Genomic DNA, 13,674 nt, shown 5'->3' with positions numbered 1-13,674 from the left:
TGGCTAATCTAGCCAGCTCAATCCAACTTTGCAAGAAAAATATGCGAAAAAATCAGCCTTGGCGCTGTTTATGCTTCGGCTCGGCACTGCAAATCACGCGGATGACGCCATCACGCTTAACGATTTTGCAGTTACGGCATAATTTCTTGACGGAAGCACGAACTTTCATTTTTACTCTCCGTAACTTCTCGGGCGACCAGTTAGCGGCCGTAGCCTTTCAGGTTCGCCTTCTTCAATGCAGACTCATACTGACTGGACATCATCAGAGTTTGCACTTGAGCCATAAAGTCCATAATCACGACGACAACGATAAGCAGCGAAGTCCCACCGAAGTAGAACGGCACTTTCATTGCATCACGCATGAACTCCGGGATCAGGCAGATAAAAGTGATGTACAACGCACCGACCAGGGTCAGACGAGTCATTACTTTATCGATATACTTCGCCGTTTGCTCTCCCGGACGAATTCCTGGTACAAATGCACCGGACTTCTTCAGGTTATCTGCTGTTTCACGCGGGTTGAAGACCAACGCCGTGTAGAAGAAACAGAAGAAGATGATTGCAGACGCATAGAGTAACACATAAAGCGGTTGCCCAGGCTGCAAATACAGCGAAATTGTTGTCAGCCAGTTCCAACCAGTACCGCCCCCGAACCATGACGCGATGGTCGCCGGGAACAGAATAATACTGGAAGCGAAAATTGCCGGGATTACCCCCGCCATATTCACTTTCAGCGGTAAATGTGTGCTCTGTGCAGCATAGACACGACGACCCTGTTGACGTTTCGCGTAGTTTACCACAATGCGGCGTTGACCACGTTCAACGAAGACAACAAAGAAGGTCACTGCAAATACTAATACTGCAACCAACAGCAACAGGAGGAAGTGCAGGTCGCCTTGACGCGCTTGCTCGATAGTGTGGGCGATGGCTGGCGGGAGACCCGCAACGATACCAGCGAAGATAATGATCGAGATACCGTTACCGATACCACGCTCAGTAATCTGTTCGCCGAGCCACATCAGGAACATAGTTCCTGTGACCAGACTTACAACAGCGGTGAAATAGAATGCAAAGCCTGGGTTAATCACCAGGCCATGCATACCAGGCATATTCGGCAGACCGGTAGCAATACCGATCGACTGGAATATCGCCAGCACCAGAGTGCCGTAGCGGGTGTACTGGCTGATCTTACGACGGCCAGATTCCCCTTCCTTCTTGATCTCCGCCAGCGTCGGGTGAACCACCGTCAGCAGCTGGATAATAATCGATGCCGAAATGTACGGCATGATACCCAGAGCAAAGATAGAAGCACGGCTGAGAGCACCACCAGAGAACATGTTGAACATTTCAATGATGGTGCCTCGCTGTTGCTCAAGCAGTTTGGCAAGTACAGCGGCATCAATACCAGGGATCGGAATAAAAGAGCCAATACGGAACACAATCAGCGCACCGATTACAAACAACAGTCTGCGTTTCAGCTCGCCTAAGCCACCTTTGGCACTTTGAAAATCTAATCCCGGTTGTTTAGCCATCTGCTACTTATTCCTCGATTTTACCGCCAGCAGCTTCGATAGCAGCACGAGCGCCTTTAGACACACGCAGGCCACGAACAGTTACCGGACGAGTTACCTCACCAGCCAGGATCACTTTCGCGAACTCGATCTGGATACCGATAATGTTAGCTGCTTTCAGCGTGTTCAGGTCTACTACGTCGCCTTCTACTTTAGCCAGATCGGACAGACGAATTTCTGCCGTGATCATTGCTTTACGAGAAGTGAAACCGAATTTCGGCAGACGACGGTACAGAGGCATCTGACCACCCTCGAAACCGCGACGTACGCCACCGCCAGAACGAGACTTCTGACCTTTGTGACCACGACCACCGGTTTTACCGAGGCCAGAACCGATACCACGACCCAGGCGTTTACCCGCCTTTTTGGAGCCTTCGGCCGGAGACAGAGTATTTAAACGCATCTCTTACTCCTCAACTTTAACCATGAAGGAAACCGCGTTGACCATACCACGAACAGCAGGAGTATCCTCACGCTCTACGGTGTGGCCAATACGACGCAGACCCAGGCCAAGCAGCGTTGCCTTGTGTTTCGGCAGACGACCGATTGCACTGCGGGTTTGAGTAATTTTAATAGTCTTTGCCATGGTCATTACCCCAGAATTTCTTCAACGGATTTACCACGCTTGGCAGCGACCATTTCTGGAGAATTCATATTTTCCAGGCCATCGATAGTTGCACGAACCACGTTAATCGGGTTGGTGGAACCATACGCTTTAGCCAGAACGTTATGAACTCCAGCGACTTCCAGAACGGCGCGCATTGCACCACCGGCGATGATACCGGTACCTTCGGAAGCCGGCTGCATGAATACACGAGAACCCGTGTGAACACCTTTAACCGGGTGCTGCAGGGTGCCGTGGTTCAGCGCGACGTTAATCATATTGCGACGGGCTTTTTCCATCGCTTTCTGGATCGCTGCTGGAACTTCACGCGCTTTACCGTAACCAAAACCAACGCGACCGTTACCATCGCCAACTACAGTCAGAGCTGTGAAGGAGAAAATACGACCACCTTTAACGGTTTTAGATACGCGGTTTACCGCGATCAGCTTTTCCTGCAGTTCGCCAGCTTGTTTTTCGATGTGAGCCATCTTACACCTCTACCTTAGAACTGAAGGCCAGCTTCACGGGCAGCATCTGCCAGTGCCTGGACACGACCATGATATTGGAACCCGGAACGGTCAAAGGACACATCTTTAATGCCTTTTTCCAGAGCGCGTTCAGCGACAGCTTTACCCACAGCTGCGGCCGCGTCTTTGTTACCGGTGTACTTCAGTTGTTCAGCGATAGCTTTTTCTACAGTAGAAGCAGCTACCAGAACTTCAGAACCGTTCGGTGCAATTACCTGTGCGTAAATATGACGCGGGGTACGATGTACCACCAGGCGAGTTGCGCCCAGCTCTTTGAGCTTGCGGCGTGCGCGGGTCGCACGACGGATACGAGCAGATTTCTTATCCATAGTGTTACCTTACTTCTTCTTAGCCTCTTTGGTACGCACGACTTCGTCGGCGTAACGAACACCCTTGCCTTTGTAAGGCTCAGGACGACGGTAGGCGCGCAGATCTGCTGCAACCTGGCCGATCACCTGCTTATCAGCGCCTTTCAGCACGATTTCAGTCTGAGTCGGACATTCTGCAGTGATACCCGCCGGCAGCTGATGGTCAACTGGGTGAGAGAAACCTAAAGCCAGGTTTACTACGTTCCCTTTGACCGCTGCACGATAACCTACACCAACCAGCTGCAGCTTCTTAGTGAAGCCTTCGGTAACACCGATAACCATTGAGTTCAGCAGGGCACGCGCGGTACCAGCCTGAGCCCAGCCATCCACGTAACCATCACGCGGACCGAAGGTCAGAGCATTATCAGCATGTTTAACTTCAACAGCATCGTTGAGAGTACGAGTCAGCTCGCCGTTTTTACCTTTGATCGTAATAACCTGACCGTTGATTTTTACATCAACGCCGGCAGGAACAACGACCGGTGCTTTAGCAACACGAGACATTTTTTCCTCCGATTAGGCTACGTAGCAGATAATTTCGCCACCAAGACCAGCCTGGCGCGCTGCACGATCAGTCATAACACCTTTAGAGGTAGAAACAACCGCGATACCCAGACCCGCCATAACTTTCGGCAGCTCATCTTTACGTTTGTAGATGCGCAGACCTGGGCGACTGACACGCTGAATGCTTTCTACAACAGCTTTACCCTGGAAGTACTTCAGAGTCACTTCCAGTTCCGGCTTGGTGTCGCCTTCAACTTTAAAATCTTCAATAAAACCTTCTTCCTTCAGCACGTTGGCGATTGCCACTTTCAGCTTGGAGGAAGGCATGGTGACCGCAGCTTTGTTCGCGGCCTGACCGTTACGGATACGGGTCAGCATATCCGCGATCGGATCTTGCATGCTCATCTGTCTTTACTCCCGTGATTCAATTGGTGACAATTACCAGCTAGCCTTTTTCAGACCCGGGATTTCACCGCGCATTGCGGCTTCACGGACCTTGATACGGCTCAACCCGAACTTCCGCAGGAAACCATGCGGACGACCAGTTTGACGGCAGCGGTTACGCTGACGAGACGGGCTGGAATCACGCGGCAGAGACTGCAGCTTGAGAACAGCATTCCAACGATCTTCGTCGGAAGCGTTCACATCAGAAATGATCGCTTTCAGTTCAGCGCGTTTAGCGAAGAATTTATCAGCTAAAGCTACGCGCTTTACTTCGCGTGCTTTCATTGATTGCTTAGCCATTCAGTAACCCTACCTTACTTGCGGAACGGGAAGTCAAAGGCAGCCAGCAGAGCACGGCCTTCTTCGTCAGATTTCGCAGTAGTGGTAATGGTAATATCCAAACCACGCACGCGGTCGACTTTATCGTAGTCGATTTCTGGGAAGATGATCTGCTCACGGACACCCATGCTGTAGTTACCACGGCCATCGAATGACTTAGCGGACAGGCCACGGAAGTCACGGATACGCGGTACAGCAATAGTGATCAGGCGCTCAAAGAACTCCCACATGCGTTCGCCACGCAGAGTTACTTTACAGCCGATCGGATAGCCCTGACGGATTTTGAAGCCTGCAACTGATTTGCGTGCTTTGGTGATCAGCGGTTTTTGACCGGAGATTGCTGCCAGGTCAGCTGCTGCGTTATCCAGCAGTTTCTTGTCAGCGATCGCTTCACCAACACCCATGTTCAGGGTGATCTTCTCGACCCGAGGGACTTGCATGACAGAATTGTAGTTAAACTCAGTCATGAGTTTCTTAACTACTTCGTCTTTGTAGTAATCATGCAGTTTCGCCATCGTACTACTCCAAATTACTTGATAGTTTCGCTGTTAGACTTGAAGAAACGGACTTTTTTGCCGTCTTCGAATCTAAAGCCTACACGGTCAGCCTTGCCGGTTGCCGCATTGAAGATTGCAACGTTAGAAACCTGAATAGCAGCTTCTTTTTCAACGATGCCACCCGGTTGGTTCAGAGCCGGAACCGGCTTCTGGTGTTTCTTAACCAGGTTGATACCTTCAACAATGACCTTGCCGGAAGACAGGACATTCTTAACTTTACCGCGCTTACCTTTATCTTTACCGGTTAACACGATAACTTCGTCATCACGACGGATTTTCGCTGCCATGATTCGCTCCTTAGAGTACTTCTGGTGCCAGAGAGATAATTTTCATGAACTTCTCGTTACGAAGTTCACGAGTTACCGGCCCAAAAATACGCGTACCGATAGGCTGCTCGCTGTTATTGTTTAAAATAACGCATGCATTACCATCGAAGCGAATGACAGAACCGTCCGGGCGACGAACACCCTTCTTGGTGCGCACCACTACCGCCTTCAGCACATCACCTTTTTTGACCTTACCACGCGGAATTGCTTCTTTGATGGTGATCTTGATGATGTCGCCTACGCCTGCGTAGCGACGGTGCGAGCCACCCAGAACCTTGATACACATTACGCGACGTGCACCGGAGTTGTCGGCGACGTTCAGCATAGTCTGTTCTTGGATCATTTCAGTGCTCCGCTAATGTCAACTACTACTGAGACCCGAAATCAGGTCGTTAAAAAAGCCCCATATCGGGGGCGCGGCATTATAACACCGCTCAAACGATATGGGTAGAAAAAATAAACGGCCCATCGCTGAGCCGTTTATTCGTATCGAGAATGCGTACTGTATTACAGAACCGCTTTCTCTACAACGCGAACCAGCGTCCAGGACTTAGTCTTGGACAGCGGACGGCATTCGCGGATTTCAACCACGTCACCGATACCGCATTCGTTGTTCTCGTCATGTACGTGCAGTTTGGTCGTACGCTTGATGAATTTACCGTAGATCGGGTGTTTCACAAAACGTTCGATAGCAACAACAATGGATTTCTCCATTTTGTCGCTAACTACGCGACCTTGCAGAGTACGGATTTTATCGGTCATTACGCACCCGCCTTCTGAGTCAGTAAAGTCTTAACGCGTGCGACATCACGACGCACTTGCTTCAACAGGTGAGTCTGTTGCAGCTGGCCACTTGCAGCCTGCATGCGCAGGTTGAACTGTTCGCGCAGCAGATTCAGCAGCTCAGTGTTCAGCTCTTCAACGCTTTTTTCACGCAGCTCTTTTGCTTTCATTACATCACCGTCTTAGTTACAAAGGTGGTTTTGATAGGCAGTTTCGCTGCTGCCAGGCCGAAGGCTTCACGGGCCAGCTCTTCCGGAACACCGTCCATTTCATACAGGACTTTACCCGGCTGAATCAAGGCAACCCAGTACTCCACGTTACCTTTACCTTTACCCATACGAACTTCCAGCGGCTTTTCGGTGATCGGTTTGTCCGGGAATACACGGATCCAGATCTTACCTTGACGCTTAACTGCACGGGTCATTGCACGACGTGCTGCTTCGATCTGACGTGCAGTCAGACGACCACGGCCAACAGCTTTCAGACCGAAAGTGCCGAAGCTAACATCCGTACCCTGCGCCAGACCACGGTTGCGGCCTTTGTGCACTTTACGGAATTTTGTACGCTTTGGTTGTAACATCAGCGACGCTCCTTATTTACGGCCTTTACGCTGCTGCTTTTTAGGTTGAGCAGCCGGTTCCGGTTGTTCAACAGCAGCCATACCACCCAGGATCTCACCTTTGAAGATCCATACCTTAACGCCGATTACACCATAAGTGGTGTGCGCTTCAGAGGTGTTGTAGTCGATGTCAGCACGCAGAGTGTGCAGCGGAACGCGACCTTCACGGTACCATTCGGTACGTGCGATTTCCGCGCCGCCCAGACGGCCGCTAACTTCAACTTTGATACCTTTAGCGCCCAGACGCATTGCGTTCTGTACAGCACGCTTCATCGCACGACGGAACATAACGCGACGTTCCAGCTGAGAAGTAATGCTGTCAGCAACCAGTTTTGCGTCCAGTTCAGGTTTACGCACTTCGGCGATGTTGATCTGTGCAGGAACGCCAGCGATATCCGCTACGACCTTGCGCAGTTTTTCTACGTCTTCGCCTTTCTTACCGATAACGATGCCCGGGCGAGCGGTGTGAATGGTCACACGGATGCTCTTAGCCGGACGCTCGATAACGATACGAGATACGGACGCTTTAGCCAGTTCCTTAGTCAGGTACTGACGTACTTTAAAGTCGCTGTCCAGGTTGTCAGCGAATTCTTTGGTGTTCGCAAACCAGGTTGAGTTCCATGGTTTTACAATACCCAGGCGAATACCATTAGGATGTACTTTCTGACCCATTGCTAGTCTCCAGAGTCTCAGCGATCGGACACAACCACAGTGATGTGGCTGGTGCGCTTCAGGATGCGATCTGCACGACCTTTTGCACGCGGCATAATGCGCTTCATGCTCGGGCCTTCGTCTACGAAAATTTTCGCAACTTTCAGATCGTCAATGTCAGCGCCATCGTTGTGTTCAGCGTTAGCAATGGCAGATTCCAGAACTTTCTTGACCAGTACAGCCGCTTTCTTATTGGTGTAGGTCAGAATATCCAGGGCCTGCGACACTTTCTTACCGCGAATCAGGTCAGCAACAAGGCGAACCTTCTGAGCAGAAGAACGAGCATGGCGATGTTGAGCTAAAGTTTCCATCTCTTCCTCCTACCTTATTTCTTCTTCGCTTTTTTATCAGCAGCGTGGCCGCGATAAGTACGAGTCGGTGCGAATTCACCCAGTTTGTGACCGACCATTTCGTCGGAAACAAATACTGGAACGTGCTGACGACCATTATGGACAGCGATGGTCAAACCGATCATGTTAGGAAAGATCGTTGAACGACGGGACCAAGTGCGCAGGGGCTTCTTGTCTCCGCTTTCCACCGCTTTCTCTACCTTCTTCAGCAAGTGCAGGTCAATAAAAGGACCTTTCTTGAGAGAACGTGGCATGGCTTATCCTCTAAAATTATTTGCTACGGCGACGTACGATGAATTTATCAGTACGCTTGTTGCTGCGGGTCTTCTTACCTTTGGTCTGAACGCCCCACGGAGTTACCGGGTGCTTACCAAAGTTACGACCTTCACCACCACCATGTGGGTGGTCGACTGGGTTCATCGCAGTACCGCGAACGGTAGGACGAACACCACGCCAGCGTGCAGCACCTGCTTTACCCAGAACGCGCAGCATATGCTCAGCATTGCCAACTTCGCCCAGAGTAGCGCGGCACTCTGCTTCGACTTTACGCATTTCACCAGAGCGCAGACGCAGGGTGACATAAGCACCGTCACGAGCAACGATCTGAACGTAAGTACCAGCGGAACGTGCCAGCTGACCGCCTTTACCTGGTTTCATTTCTACGTTATGAACGGTAGAACCCACCGGGATATTGCGCATCGGCAGGGTGTTGCCTGCTTTGATTGCAGCATCAACGCCAGACTGAATCTGGTCGCCAGCTTTCAGGCCTTTAGGGGCCAGGATGTAACGGCGTTCGCCATCTTTGTACAGAACCAGCGCGATGTTCGCGGAACGGTTCGGATCGTACTCAAGACGCTCAACAACTGCCGGGATACCGTCTTTGTTGCGTTTAAAGTCAACAATACGATAAGCCTGCTTGTGGCCACCACCGATGTGACGAGTGGTGATACGGCCATTGTTGTTACGACCACCGGATTTGCTGTTTTTTTCCAGCAGCGGAGCAAAAGGTTTGCCCTTGTGCAGCTCTGGGTTAACCACTTTAACGACGTGGCGACGACCCGGAGATGTCGGTTTACATTTAACAACTGCCATTGTATTACTCCTCCGACTTACTCAGCGCCGCCAACGAAGTCCAGATTCTGGCCTTCTTCCAGGGTGACGTAAGCTTTTTTCCAGTCGCTACGACGACCGACACGCTGTCCGTGACGCTTCACCTTGCCTTTAACAACCAGGGTACGTACGGTATCAACTTTGACTTCAAACAGTTTCTGCACAGCAGCTTTGATTTCTGCTTTAGTCGCGTCTTTAGCAACTTTGAGAACGATGGTGTTTGTTTTTTCCATCGCAGTAGACGCTTTTTCAGAAACGTGCGGTGCGCGCAGCACCTTCAGCAGACGTTCTTCACGAATCATGCCAGCATCTCCTCAACTTGCTTAACAGCATCAGCAGTCATTACGACTTTGTCGAAGGCGATCAGGCTAACCGGGTCGATACCAGTCGCGTCACGTACGTCAACCTTGTGCAGGTTACGTGCGGCCAGGAACAGGTTCTCGTCCAGCTCACCGGTGATGATCAGCACATCTTCCAGAGCCATGTCTTTCAGTTTCTGTGCCAGCAGCTTGGTTTTCGGCGCTTCAACAGAGAACTTCTCGACAACGATCAGACGATCCTGACGTACCAGTTCGGACAGAATGCTTTTCAGCGCGCCGCGGTACATCTTTTTGTTAACTTTTTGACTGTGGTCCTGCGGACGAGCAGCGAAGGTTACGCCACCGGAACGCCAGATCGGGCTCTTGATAGAACCAGAACGCGCACGGCCGGTACCTTTCTGGCGCCACGGTTTTTTACCGGAACCAGTTACTTCAGCACGGGTCTTCTGAGCACGAGTACCCTGACGAGCACCAGCTGCGTAAGCAACAACAACCTGATGTACCAGCGCTTCGTTGAAATCACGACCGAAGGTAGTTTCGGAAACAGTCAGCGCGCTCTGCGCGTCTTTCAATACTAATTCCATTGCTATCTCCTCACGCCTTCACAGCTGGTTTAACGATCAGGTCGCTACCGGTTGCACCCGGGACAGCACCTTTAACCAGCAGCAGGTTGCGCTCAGCGTCAACACGTACTACGTCCAGGCTCTGAACGGTTACACGCTCGTTACCCAGCTGACCTGCCATTTTCTTGCCTTTGAACACTTTGCCCGGAGTCTGGTTCTGACCGATAGAACCCGGAACGCGGTGAGACAAGGAGTTACCGTGAGTAGCGTCCTGGGTACGGAAGTTCCAGCGCTTAACGGTACCAGCGAAACCTTTACCTTTAGAGGTGCCGGTTACGTCAACTTTTTTAACTTCAGCAAACAGTTCAACGCTAATGCTCTGACCTACGGTGAACTCTTCGCCTTCAGCCAGACGGAATTCCCACAGACCACGGCCAGCTTCTACGCCAGCTTTAGCGAAGTGACCCGCTTCCGGCTTGGTTACACGGTTAGCTTTTTTAGCACCGGTGGTAACCTGGATAGCACGGTAGCCGTCGTTAGCCAGATCTTTAACCTGAGTAACGCGGTTTGCTTCAACTTCGATTACGGTTACTGGGATAGAAACGCCATCTTCAGTGAAGATGCGGGTCATGCCCACTTTTTTACCGATTAAACCAATCATTGTATCAACCTCTCAATCGCTCGATGACCTGATTAACCCAGGCTGATCTGCACGTCTACACCGGCAGCCAGATCCAGACGCATCAGAGCATCAACGGTTTTCTCGGTTGGCTCAACGATGTCAACCAGACGCTTATGAGTGCGGATTTCGTACTGATCGCGCGCGTCTTTGTTAACGTGCGGGGAGATCAGAACGGTAAAGCGCTCTTTGCGGGTCGGCAGCGGGATCGGACCACGGACTTGCGCACCAGTGCGCTTAGCAGTCTCGACGATTTCCGCGGTTGATTGATCGATCAGACGATGATCAAACGCTTTCAGGCGGATACGGATTCTTTGGTTCTGCATGAGACCAGAGCTCCAATTATTTTATAAACGAAAATGATTACTCCTCTAGCCCATTACGATTGATGGGTGAGTGTAACCGTTCTTGCGTAGTTCCCCGATTGGGAACATTGTTTGACAGTAAAATTTACTGTCAGGGTTCATATCGAACCTGCCGTCAATTTTGACAAGCCCGCGCATTATACGCAAATTACAGCGCGAAGCAAGCGGTGTTTATAAAATCAGCAACGCTGAAGTGCGGCGGTGATTCCCGGCGCGACGGCAAGTCATGTAACGCAGGCAGTATGAGCGGAAGCCCTCACGCATTGTCGGTAACGGACGTTTGCCAGACCGGGACGTACGCCCTCACACTCCTGGCAACGCTGTTGCTGGACAACCATGATGATAACCGCCCTCCCCTTCCTGCTGATTTACCTGATGCTGAATGTCGCTCTGAGCCTTTGCGATCTCAAACGTCACCTTTTGCCCGATGCGCTTACCTGCCCGCTGCTCTGGTTCGGGCTGCTTTTTAATCTTGTCTGCCATGAAGCGCGGTTGCCGCAGGCCGTCCTCGGCGCCATCGCCGGCTATTGCGCATTCGCAGCGGTGTACTGGGGATATAAGCTCATTCGAAAACGGGAAGGGCTGGGATACGGCGATGTTAAACTGCTGGCTGCGCTGGGCGCCTGGCATGGCGGGTCGCTGCTTCCCTGTCTTGTCACGCTGGCGTCGGCTCTGGCGCTGTTGACTCTGGGGGTTCAGATGGCCCGCAGGCGATCCCTGCAGGCAATAAAAAACCCGCTGCCGTTTGGGCCATATCTGGCGGCAGCGGGTCTTATCTGCGGGTGGAAGAACCTGCTTATTCTTCCACTTTAATTTGCGACTGGAGGTAGTTTTGCAGGCCGATTTTACCTATCAGATCCAGCTCGGTTTCAAGCCAGTCGATGTGCCCTTCTTCATCCTTCAGAATTTCGATCATCATGTCACGGCTGACGTAGTCATGCACGCTGTCAGCATAGGCGATCGCTTCACGCAGGTTCTTTGCCCCATCCAGCTCTAGCGCCAGATCGGAACGCAGCATCTCTTCGACATCTTCGCCAATCCCGAGCTTACCGAGATCCTGCAGATTGGGAATCCCCTCAAGAAACAGAATACGCTCGATGTATTTATCGGCGTGCTTCATTTCATCAATGGATTCGTGATATTCAACATCGTTGAGGCGCATCAGGCCCCAGTTCTTAAACATTCTCGCATGGAGAAAGTACTGGTTTATCGCGACAAGCTCATTTCCCAATAATTTATTGAGATAATTTATGACCTTAACATCACCTTTCATTTTGTAGTCCCTCCGCTTCCACTCATTGAAGCGTAGATCGGGCTACCGGGATGTCAAAAAAAGATTAGACCTCAGGCAATCTCTTTATATTCCGGCATCTGCGTTAATTCATCTTGCATGATTTCACGCGCGGCGCGAACGCATTTACCGCATTGATTTCCCACAGGAATAAATTTACGGAGCTGCTGGAAGGATTGCGGATGGAACTGACGTACAGCCTGGCGAATTTTTTTATCGCTTACACCATTACACAAACAAACGTACATGATCGCTCCCGTTCAATTTATGCGCAAAGTGTAAATGAGAATAGTTATAATTACAATAGCACAAATAAGGAACCGGTGCGGTGAGACGCCAATAAAATGCGATCAAATGTGTCGTCGTAAATAACAGACAACAAAAAGGGCGCCGAAGCGCCCTTTTTAATTCGGGGATAATAAATTATTAGCCCAGAACTTTCGCTACAACGCCCGCGCCAACGGTACGGCCGCCTTCACGGATTGCGAAACGCAGACCATCGTCCATCGCGATCGGGTGGATCAGGGTAACAACCATTTTGATGTTGTCGCCCGGCATTACCATCTCTACGCCTTCCGGCAGTTCGATGGTGCCAGTCACGTCAGTTGTACGGAAGTAGAACTGCGGACGGTAGCCTTTGAAGAACGGAGTGTGACGGCCGCCTTCGTCTTTGGACAGGATGTACACTTCAGATTCGAACTTGGTGTGCGGGTTGATGGTGCCCGGCTTCGCCAGTACCTGACCACGTTCGATTTCTTCACGTTTGATACCACGCAGCAGAACGCCAACGTTCTCACCCGCACGGCCTTCATCCAGCAGTTTGCGGAACATTTCAACGCCAGTACAGGTAGACTTCGCAGTCTCTTTGATACCAACGATTTCAACTTCTTCGCCAACTTTGATGATACCGCGCTCTACACGACCGGTAACAACGGTACCACGACCGGAGATGGAGAATACGTCTTCGATCGGCAGCAGGAACGGCTTGTCAATCGCACGCTCTGGTTCCGGGATGTAAGAATCCAGGAAGCCAGCCAGTTCGATGATTTTCGCTTCCCACTCTGCTTCGCCTTCCAGCGCTTTCAGAGCAGAACCACGAACGATCGGCGTGTCGTCGCCCGGGAAATCGTACTGAGACAGCAGTTCACGCACTTCCATCTCAACCAGTTCCAGCAGCTCTTCGTCATCAACCATGTCGCATTTGTTCAGGAACACGATGATGTACGGAACGCCTACCTGACGACCCAGCAGGATGTGCTCACGGGTCTGCGGCATCGGGCCGTCAGTCGCAGCAACAACCAGGATCGCGCCGTCCATCTGCGCAGCACCGGTGATCATGTTTTTAACATAGTCGGCGTGGCCCGGGCAGTCTACGTGCGCGTAGTGGCGAGTCGGGGTGTCATATTCAACGTGAGAGGTGTTGATGGTGATACCACGAGCTTTTTCTTCCGGCGCGTTATCGATCTGGTCGAATGCGCGAGCGGAACCACCGTAGGTTTTAGCCAGAACGGTAGTGATGGCAGCGGTCAGGGTAGTTTTACCATGGTCAACGTGGCCGATAGTGCCGACGTTGACGTGCGGTTTTGTACGTTCAAATTTTTCTTTAGACACGGCTATATTCCTTACTATAGTGCTCTCCCCTT

The 13,674-nt window shown here is 51.3% G+C and carries 27 protein-coding genes; 1 reads left to right on the top strand and 26 read right to left on the bottom strand.

The annotated features are described in order from the left end of the window. Positions 1-52 precede the first annotated feature (52 nt). The 23 genes from rpmJ to rpsJ form a co-directional block, all read right to left on the bottom strand. Positions 53-169 (bottom strand): 50S ribosomal protein L36, encoded by a 117-nt coding sequence (gene rpmJ / locus ENTCL_RS22545; RefSeq protein ID WP_000868187.1) that lies wholly within the window; start codon positions 167-169, stop codon positions 53-55. A gap of 31 nt (positions 170-200) precedes the next feature. Further along, positions 201-1,532, bottom strand: a complete 1,332-nt coding sequence (gene secY / locus ENTCL_RS02070) for a preprotein translocase subunit SecY (protein WP_013364453.1) — start codon at positions 1,530-1,532, stop codon at positions 201-203. A 7-nt stretch (positions 1,533-1,539) separates the two neighbouring features. Further along, positions 1,540-1,974, bottom strand: coding sequence for a 50S ribosomal protein L15 (gene rplO, locus ENTCL_RS02065; RefSeq protein WP_013364452.1), 435 nt, complete (start codon positions 1,972-1,974; stop codon positions 1,540-1,542). Positions 1,975-1,977: 3 nt separating this feature from the next. Next, positions 1,978-2,157 carry a 50S ribosomal protein L30 gene (rpmD, locus tag ENTCL_RS02060; RefSeq protein WP_001140434.1) on the bottom strand — a complete coding sequence of 60 codons (180 nt, stop codon included), beginning with the start codon at positions 2,155-2,157 and terminating at the stop codon, positions 1,978-1,980. Positions 2,158-2,162: 5 nt separating this feature from the next. Beyond that, complete coding sequence (gene rpsE, locus ENTCL_RS02055; RefSeq protein WP_002438697.1) at positions 2,163-2,663, bottom strand: 30S ribosomal protein S5; 501 nt, start codon at positions 2,661-2,663, stop codon at positions 2,163-2,165. 14 nt (positions 2,664-2,677) lie between these two features. After that, entirely contained in the window at positions 2,678-3,031 is a 354-nt protein-coding gene (gene rplR, locus ENTCL_RS02050; RefSeq protein ID WP_000358956.1) for a 50S ribosomal protein L18, read from the bottom strand. Between the two features lie 9 nt (positions 3,032-3,040). Continuing rightward, on the bottom strand, positions 3,041-3,574 hold the full coding sequence (gene rplF, locus ENTCL_RS02045; RefSeq protein ID WP_013364450.1) for a 50S ribosomal protein L6: 534 nt from the start codon (positions 3,572-3,574) through the stop codon (positions 3,041-3,043). A gap of 12 nt (positions 3,575-3,586) precedes the next feature. Next, a complete protein-coding gene (gene rpsH / locus ENTCL_RS02040; protein WP_012908428.1) occupies positions 3,587-3,979 on the bottom strand; it encodes a 30S ribosomal protein S8 in 393 nt (130 codons plus the stop codon). Positions 3,980-4,012: 33 nt separating this feature from the next. Next, positions 4,013-4,318: a 30S ribosomal protein S14 gene (gene rpsN, locus ENTCL_RS02035; RefSeq protein ID WP_013364449.1), complete on the bottom strand. Its 306-nt coding sequence runs from the start codon at positions 4,316-4,318 to the stop codon at positions 4,013-4,015. A 14-nt stretch (positions 4,319-4,332) separates the two neighbouring features. Continuing rightward, on the bottom strand, positions 4,333-4,872 hold the full coding sequence (gene rplE / locus ENTCL_RS02030) for a 50S ribosomal protein L5 (RefSeq protein WP_001096200.1): 540 nt from the start codon (positions 4,870-4,872) through the stop codon (positions 4,333-4,335). Positions 4,873-4,886: 14 nt separating this feature from the next. Continuing rightward, entirely contained in the window at positions 4,887-5,201 is a 315-nt protein-coding gene (gene rplX / locus ENTCL_RS02025) for a 50S ribosomal protein L24 (protein ID WP_000729185.1), read from the bottom strand. A gap of 10 nt (positions 5,202-5,211) precedes the next feature. Continuing rightward, a complete protein-coding gene (rplN, locus tag ENTCL_RS02020) occupies positions 5,212-5,583 on the bottom strand; it encodes a 50S ribosomal protein L14 (protein WP_000613954.1) in 372 nt (123 codons plus the stop codon). Between the two features lie 164 nt (positions 5,584-5,747). Then, positions 5,748-6,002, bottom strand: coding sequence for a 30S ribosomal protein S17 (gene rpsQ, locus ENTCL_RS02015; protein ID WP_000130100.1), 255 nt, complete (start codon positions 6,000-6,002; stop codon positions 5,748-5,750). Next, positions 6,002-6,193: a 50S ribosomal protein L29 gene (gene rpmC, locus ENTCL_RS02010; protein WP_008457158.1), complete on the bottom strand. Its 192-nt coding sequence runs from the start codon at positions 6,191-6,193 to the stop codon at positions 6,002-6,004. The genes rpsQ and rpmC overlap by 1 nt, the downstream gene beginning before the upstream one ends. Further along, positions 6,193-6,603, bottom strand: coding sequence for a 50S ribosomal protein L16 (rplP, locus tag ENTCL_RS02005; RefSeq protein ID WP_002919759.1), 411 nt, complete (start codon positions 6,601-6,603; stop codon positions 6,193-6,195). The genes rpmC and rplP overlap by 1 nt, the downstream gene beginning before the upstream one ends. A gap of 12 nt (positions 6,604-6,615) precedes the next feature. Further along, positions 6,616-7,314 (bottom strand): 30S ribosomal protein S3, encoded by a 699-nt coding sequence (gene rpsC / locus ENTCL_RS02000; protein WP_006817277.1) that lies wholly within the window; start codon positions 7,312-7,314, stop codon positions 6,616-6,618. Positions 7,315-7,331: 17 nt separating this feature from the next. After that, positions 7,332-7,664, bottom strand: a complete 333-nt coding sequence (gene rplV, locus ENTCL_RS01995) for a 50S ribosomal protein L22 (protein ID WP_002919773.1) — start codon at positions 7,662-7,664, stop codon at positions 7,332-7,334. Between the two features lie 14 nt (positions 7,665-7,678). Next, positions 7,679-7,957, bottom strand: a complete 279-nt coding sequence (rpsS, locus tag ENTCL_RS01990; RefSeq protein WP_001138115.1) for a 30S ribosomal protein S19 — start codon at positions 7,955-7,957, stop codon at positions 7,679-7,681. 16 nt (positions 7,958-7,973) lie between these two features. After that, the gene (gene rplB, locus ENTCL_RS01985; RefSeq protein WP_007369812.1) at positions 7,974-8,795 is read right to left on the bottom strand and encodes a 50S ribosomal protein L2; all 822 of its coding nucleotides are present in this window, start codon (positions 8,793-8,795) and stop codon (positions 7,974-7,976) included. Between the two features lie 17 nt (positions 8,796-8,812). Next, entirely contained in the window at positions 8,813-9,115 is a 303-nt protein-coding gene (rplW, locus tag ENTCL_RS01980; protein ID WP_013364448.1) for a 50S ribosomal protein L23, read from the bottom strand. After that, positions 9,112-9,717, bottom strand: coding sequence for a 50S ribosomal protein L4 (gene rplD / locus ENTCL_RS01975; protein WP_000424395.1), 606 nt, complete (start codon positions 9,715-9,717; stop codon positions 9,112-9,114). Before rplD ends, rplW begins: the two co-directional genes overlap by 4 nt. A 10-nt stretch (positions 9,718-9,727) precedes the next feature. Next, the gene (rplC, locus tag ENTCL_RS01970) at positions 9,728-10,357 is read right to left on the bottom strand and encodes a 50S ribosomal protein L3 (protein ID WP_013364447.1); all 630 of its coding nucleotides are present in this window, start codon (positions 10,355-10,357) and stop codon (positions 9,728-9,730) included. 32 nt (positions 10,358-10,389) lie between these two features. Then, positions 10,390-10,701, bottom strand: coding sequence for a 30S ribosomal protein S10 (gene rpsJ, locus ENTCL_RS01965; protein ID WP_001181005.1), 312 nt, complete (start codon positions 10,699-10,701; stop codon positions 10,390-10,392). Positions 10,702-11,079: 378 nt separating this feature from the next. Here rpsJ and ENTCL_RS01960 point away from each other — a divergent pair, with 378 nt between their 5' ends. After that, positions 11,080-11,553, top strand: a complete 474-nt coding sequence (locus ENTCL_RS01960) for a prepilin peptidase (RefSeq protein ID WP_044612054.1) — start codon at positions 11,080-11,082, stop codon at positions 11,551-11,553. Here ENTCL_RS01960 and bfr read toward each other — a convergent pair. The 3 genes from bfr to tuf all read right to left on the bottom strand — a co-directional run bounded on the left by bfr (position 11,537) and on the right by tuf (position 13,642). Then, positions 11,537-12,013 carry a bacterioferritin gene (gene bfr / locus ENTCL_RS01955; protein ID WP_013364445.1) on the bottom strand — a complete coding sequence of 159 codons (477 nt, stop codon included), beginning with the start codon at positions 12,011-12,013 and terminating at the stop codon, positions 11,537-11,539. The genes ENTCL_RS01960 and bfr overlap by 17 nt on opposite strands. 71 nt (positions 12,014-12,084) lie before the next feature. Next, complete coding sequence (gene bfd, locus ENTCL_RS01950) at positions 12,085-12,279, bottom strand: bacterioferritin-associated ferredoxin (RefSeq protein WP_013364444.1); 195 nt, start codon at positions 12,277-12,279, stop codon at positions 12,085-12,087. A gap of 178 nt (positions 12,280-12,457) precedes the next feature. Further along, positions 12,458-13,642 carry an elongation factor Tu gene (gene tuf / locus ENTCL_RS01945; protein WP_013364443.1) on the bottom strand — a complete coding sequence of 395 codons (1,185 nt, stop codon included), beginning with the start codon at positions 13,640-13,642 and terminating at the stop codon, positions 12,458-12,460. Positions 13,643-13,674: the final 32 nt, after the last annotated feature.

The sequence above is a fragment of the [Enterobacter] lignolyticus SCF1 genome (genome assembly GCF_000164865.1).
Taxonomy (GTDB): domain Bacteria; phylum Pseudomonadota; class Gammaproteobacteria; order Enterobacterales; family Enterobacteriaceae; genus Enterobacter_B; species Enterobacter_B lignolyticus.
This window is presented reverse-complemented; position numbering and strand designations above follow the sequence as displayed.

Coding starts and splice junctions, on each gene's coding strand:
- rpsQ (WP_000130100.1), bottom strand. CDS start 6,002: ATGACCGATAAAATCCGTACTCTGCAAGGTCGCGTAGTTAGCGACAAA.
- secY (WP_013364453.1), bottom strand. CDS start 1,532: ATGGCTAAACAACCGGGATTAGATTTTCAAAGTGCCAAAGGTGGCTTA.
- rpmJ (WP_000868187.1), bottom strand. CDS start 169: ATGAAAGTTCGTGCTTCCGTCAAGAAATTATGCCGTAACTGCAAAATC.
- rplF (WP_013364450.1), bottom strand. CDS start 3,574: ATGTCTCGTGTTGCTAAAGCACCGGTCGTTGTTCCTGCCGGCGTTGAT.
- rplR (WP_000358956.1), bottom strand. CDS start 3,031: ATGGATAAGAAATCTGCTCGTATCCGTCGTGCGACCCGCGCACGCCGC.
- rplW (WP_013364448.1), bottom strand. CDS start 9,115: ATGATTCGTGAAGAACGTCTGCTGAAGGTGCTGCGCGCACCGCACGTT.
- rpmC (WP_008457158.1), bottom strand. CDS start 6,193: ATGAAAGCAAAAGAGCTGCGTGAAAAAAGCGTTGAAGAGCTGAACACT.
- rplC (WP_013364447.1), bottom strand. CDS start 10,357: ATGATTGGTTTAATCGGTAAAAAAGTGGGCATGACCCGCATCTTCACT.
- rplP (WP_002919759.1), bottom strand. CDS start 6,603: ATGTTACAACCAAAGCGTACAAAATTCCGTAAAGTGCACAAAGGCCGC.
- rpsS (WP_001138115.1), bottom strand. CDS start 7,957: ATGCCACGTTCTCTCAAGAAAGGTCCTTTTATTGACCTGCACTTGCTG.
- bfd (WP_013364444.1), bottom strand. CDS start 12,279: ATGTACGTTTGTTTGTGTAATGGTGTAAGCGATAAAAAAATTCGCCAG.
- rplN (WP_000613954.1), bottom strand. CDS start 5,583: ATGATCCAAGAACAGACTATGCTGAACGTCGCCGACAACTCCGGTGCA.
- rplV (WP_002919773.1), bottom strand. CDS start 7,664: ATGGAAACTTTAGCTCAACATCGCCATGCTCGTTCTTCTGCTCAGAAG.
- rpsC (WP_006817277.1), bottom strand. CDS start 7,314: ATGGGTCAGAAAGTACATCCTAATGGTATTCGCCTGGGTATTGTAAAA.
- rplB (WP_007369812.1), bottom strand. CDS start 8,795: ATGGCAGTTGTTAAATGTAAACCGACATCTCCGGGTCGTCGCCACGTC.
- rplO (WP_013364452.1), bottom strand. CDS start 1,974: ATGCGTTTAAATACTCTGTCTCCGGCCGAAGGCTCCAAAAAGGCGGGT.
- rpmD (WP_001140434.1), bottom strand. CDS start 2,157: ATGGCAAAGACTATTAAAATTACTCAAACCCGCAGTGCAATCGGTCGT.
- rplX (WP_000729185.1), bottom strand. CDS start 5,201: ATGGCAGCGAAAATCCGTCGTGATGACGAAGTTATCGTGTTAACCGGT.
- rpsN (WP_013364449.1), bottom strand. CDS start 4,318: ATGGCTAAGCAATCAATGAAAGCACGCGAAGTAAAGCGCGTAGCTTTA.
- rpsE (WP_002438697.1), bottom strand. CDS start 2,663: ATGGCTCACATCGAAAAACAAGCTGGCGAACTGCAGGAAAAGCTGATC.
- rplD (WP_000424395.1), bottom strand. CDS start 9,717: ATGGAATTAGTATTGAAAGACGCGCAGAGCGCGCTGACTGTTTCCGAA.
- rpsJ (WP_001181005.1), bottom strand. CDS start 10,701: ATGCAGAACCAAAGAATCCGTATCCGCCTGAAAGCGTTTGATCATCGT.
- ENTCL_RS01960 (WP_044612054.1), top strand. CDS start 11,080: ATGATAACCGCCCTCCCCTTCCTGCTGATTTACCTGATGCTGAATGTC.
- rplE (WP_001096200.1), bottom strand. CDS start 4,872: ATGGCGAAACTGCATGATTACTACAAAGACGAAGTAGTTAAGAAACTC.
- rpsH (WP_012908428.1), bottom strand. CDS start 3,979: ATGAGCATGCAAGATCCGATCGCGGATATGCTGACCCGTATCCGTAAC.
- bfr (WP_013364445.1), bottom strand. CDS start 12,013: ATGAAAGGTGATGTTAAGGTCATAAATTATCTCAATAAATTATTGGGA.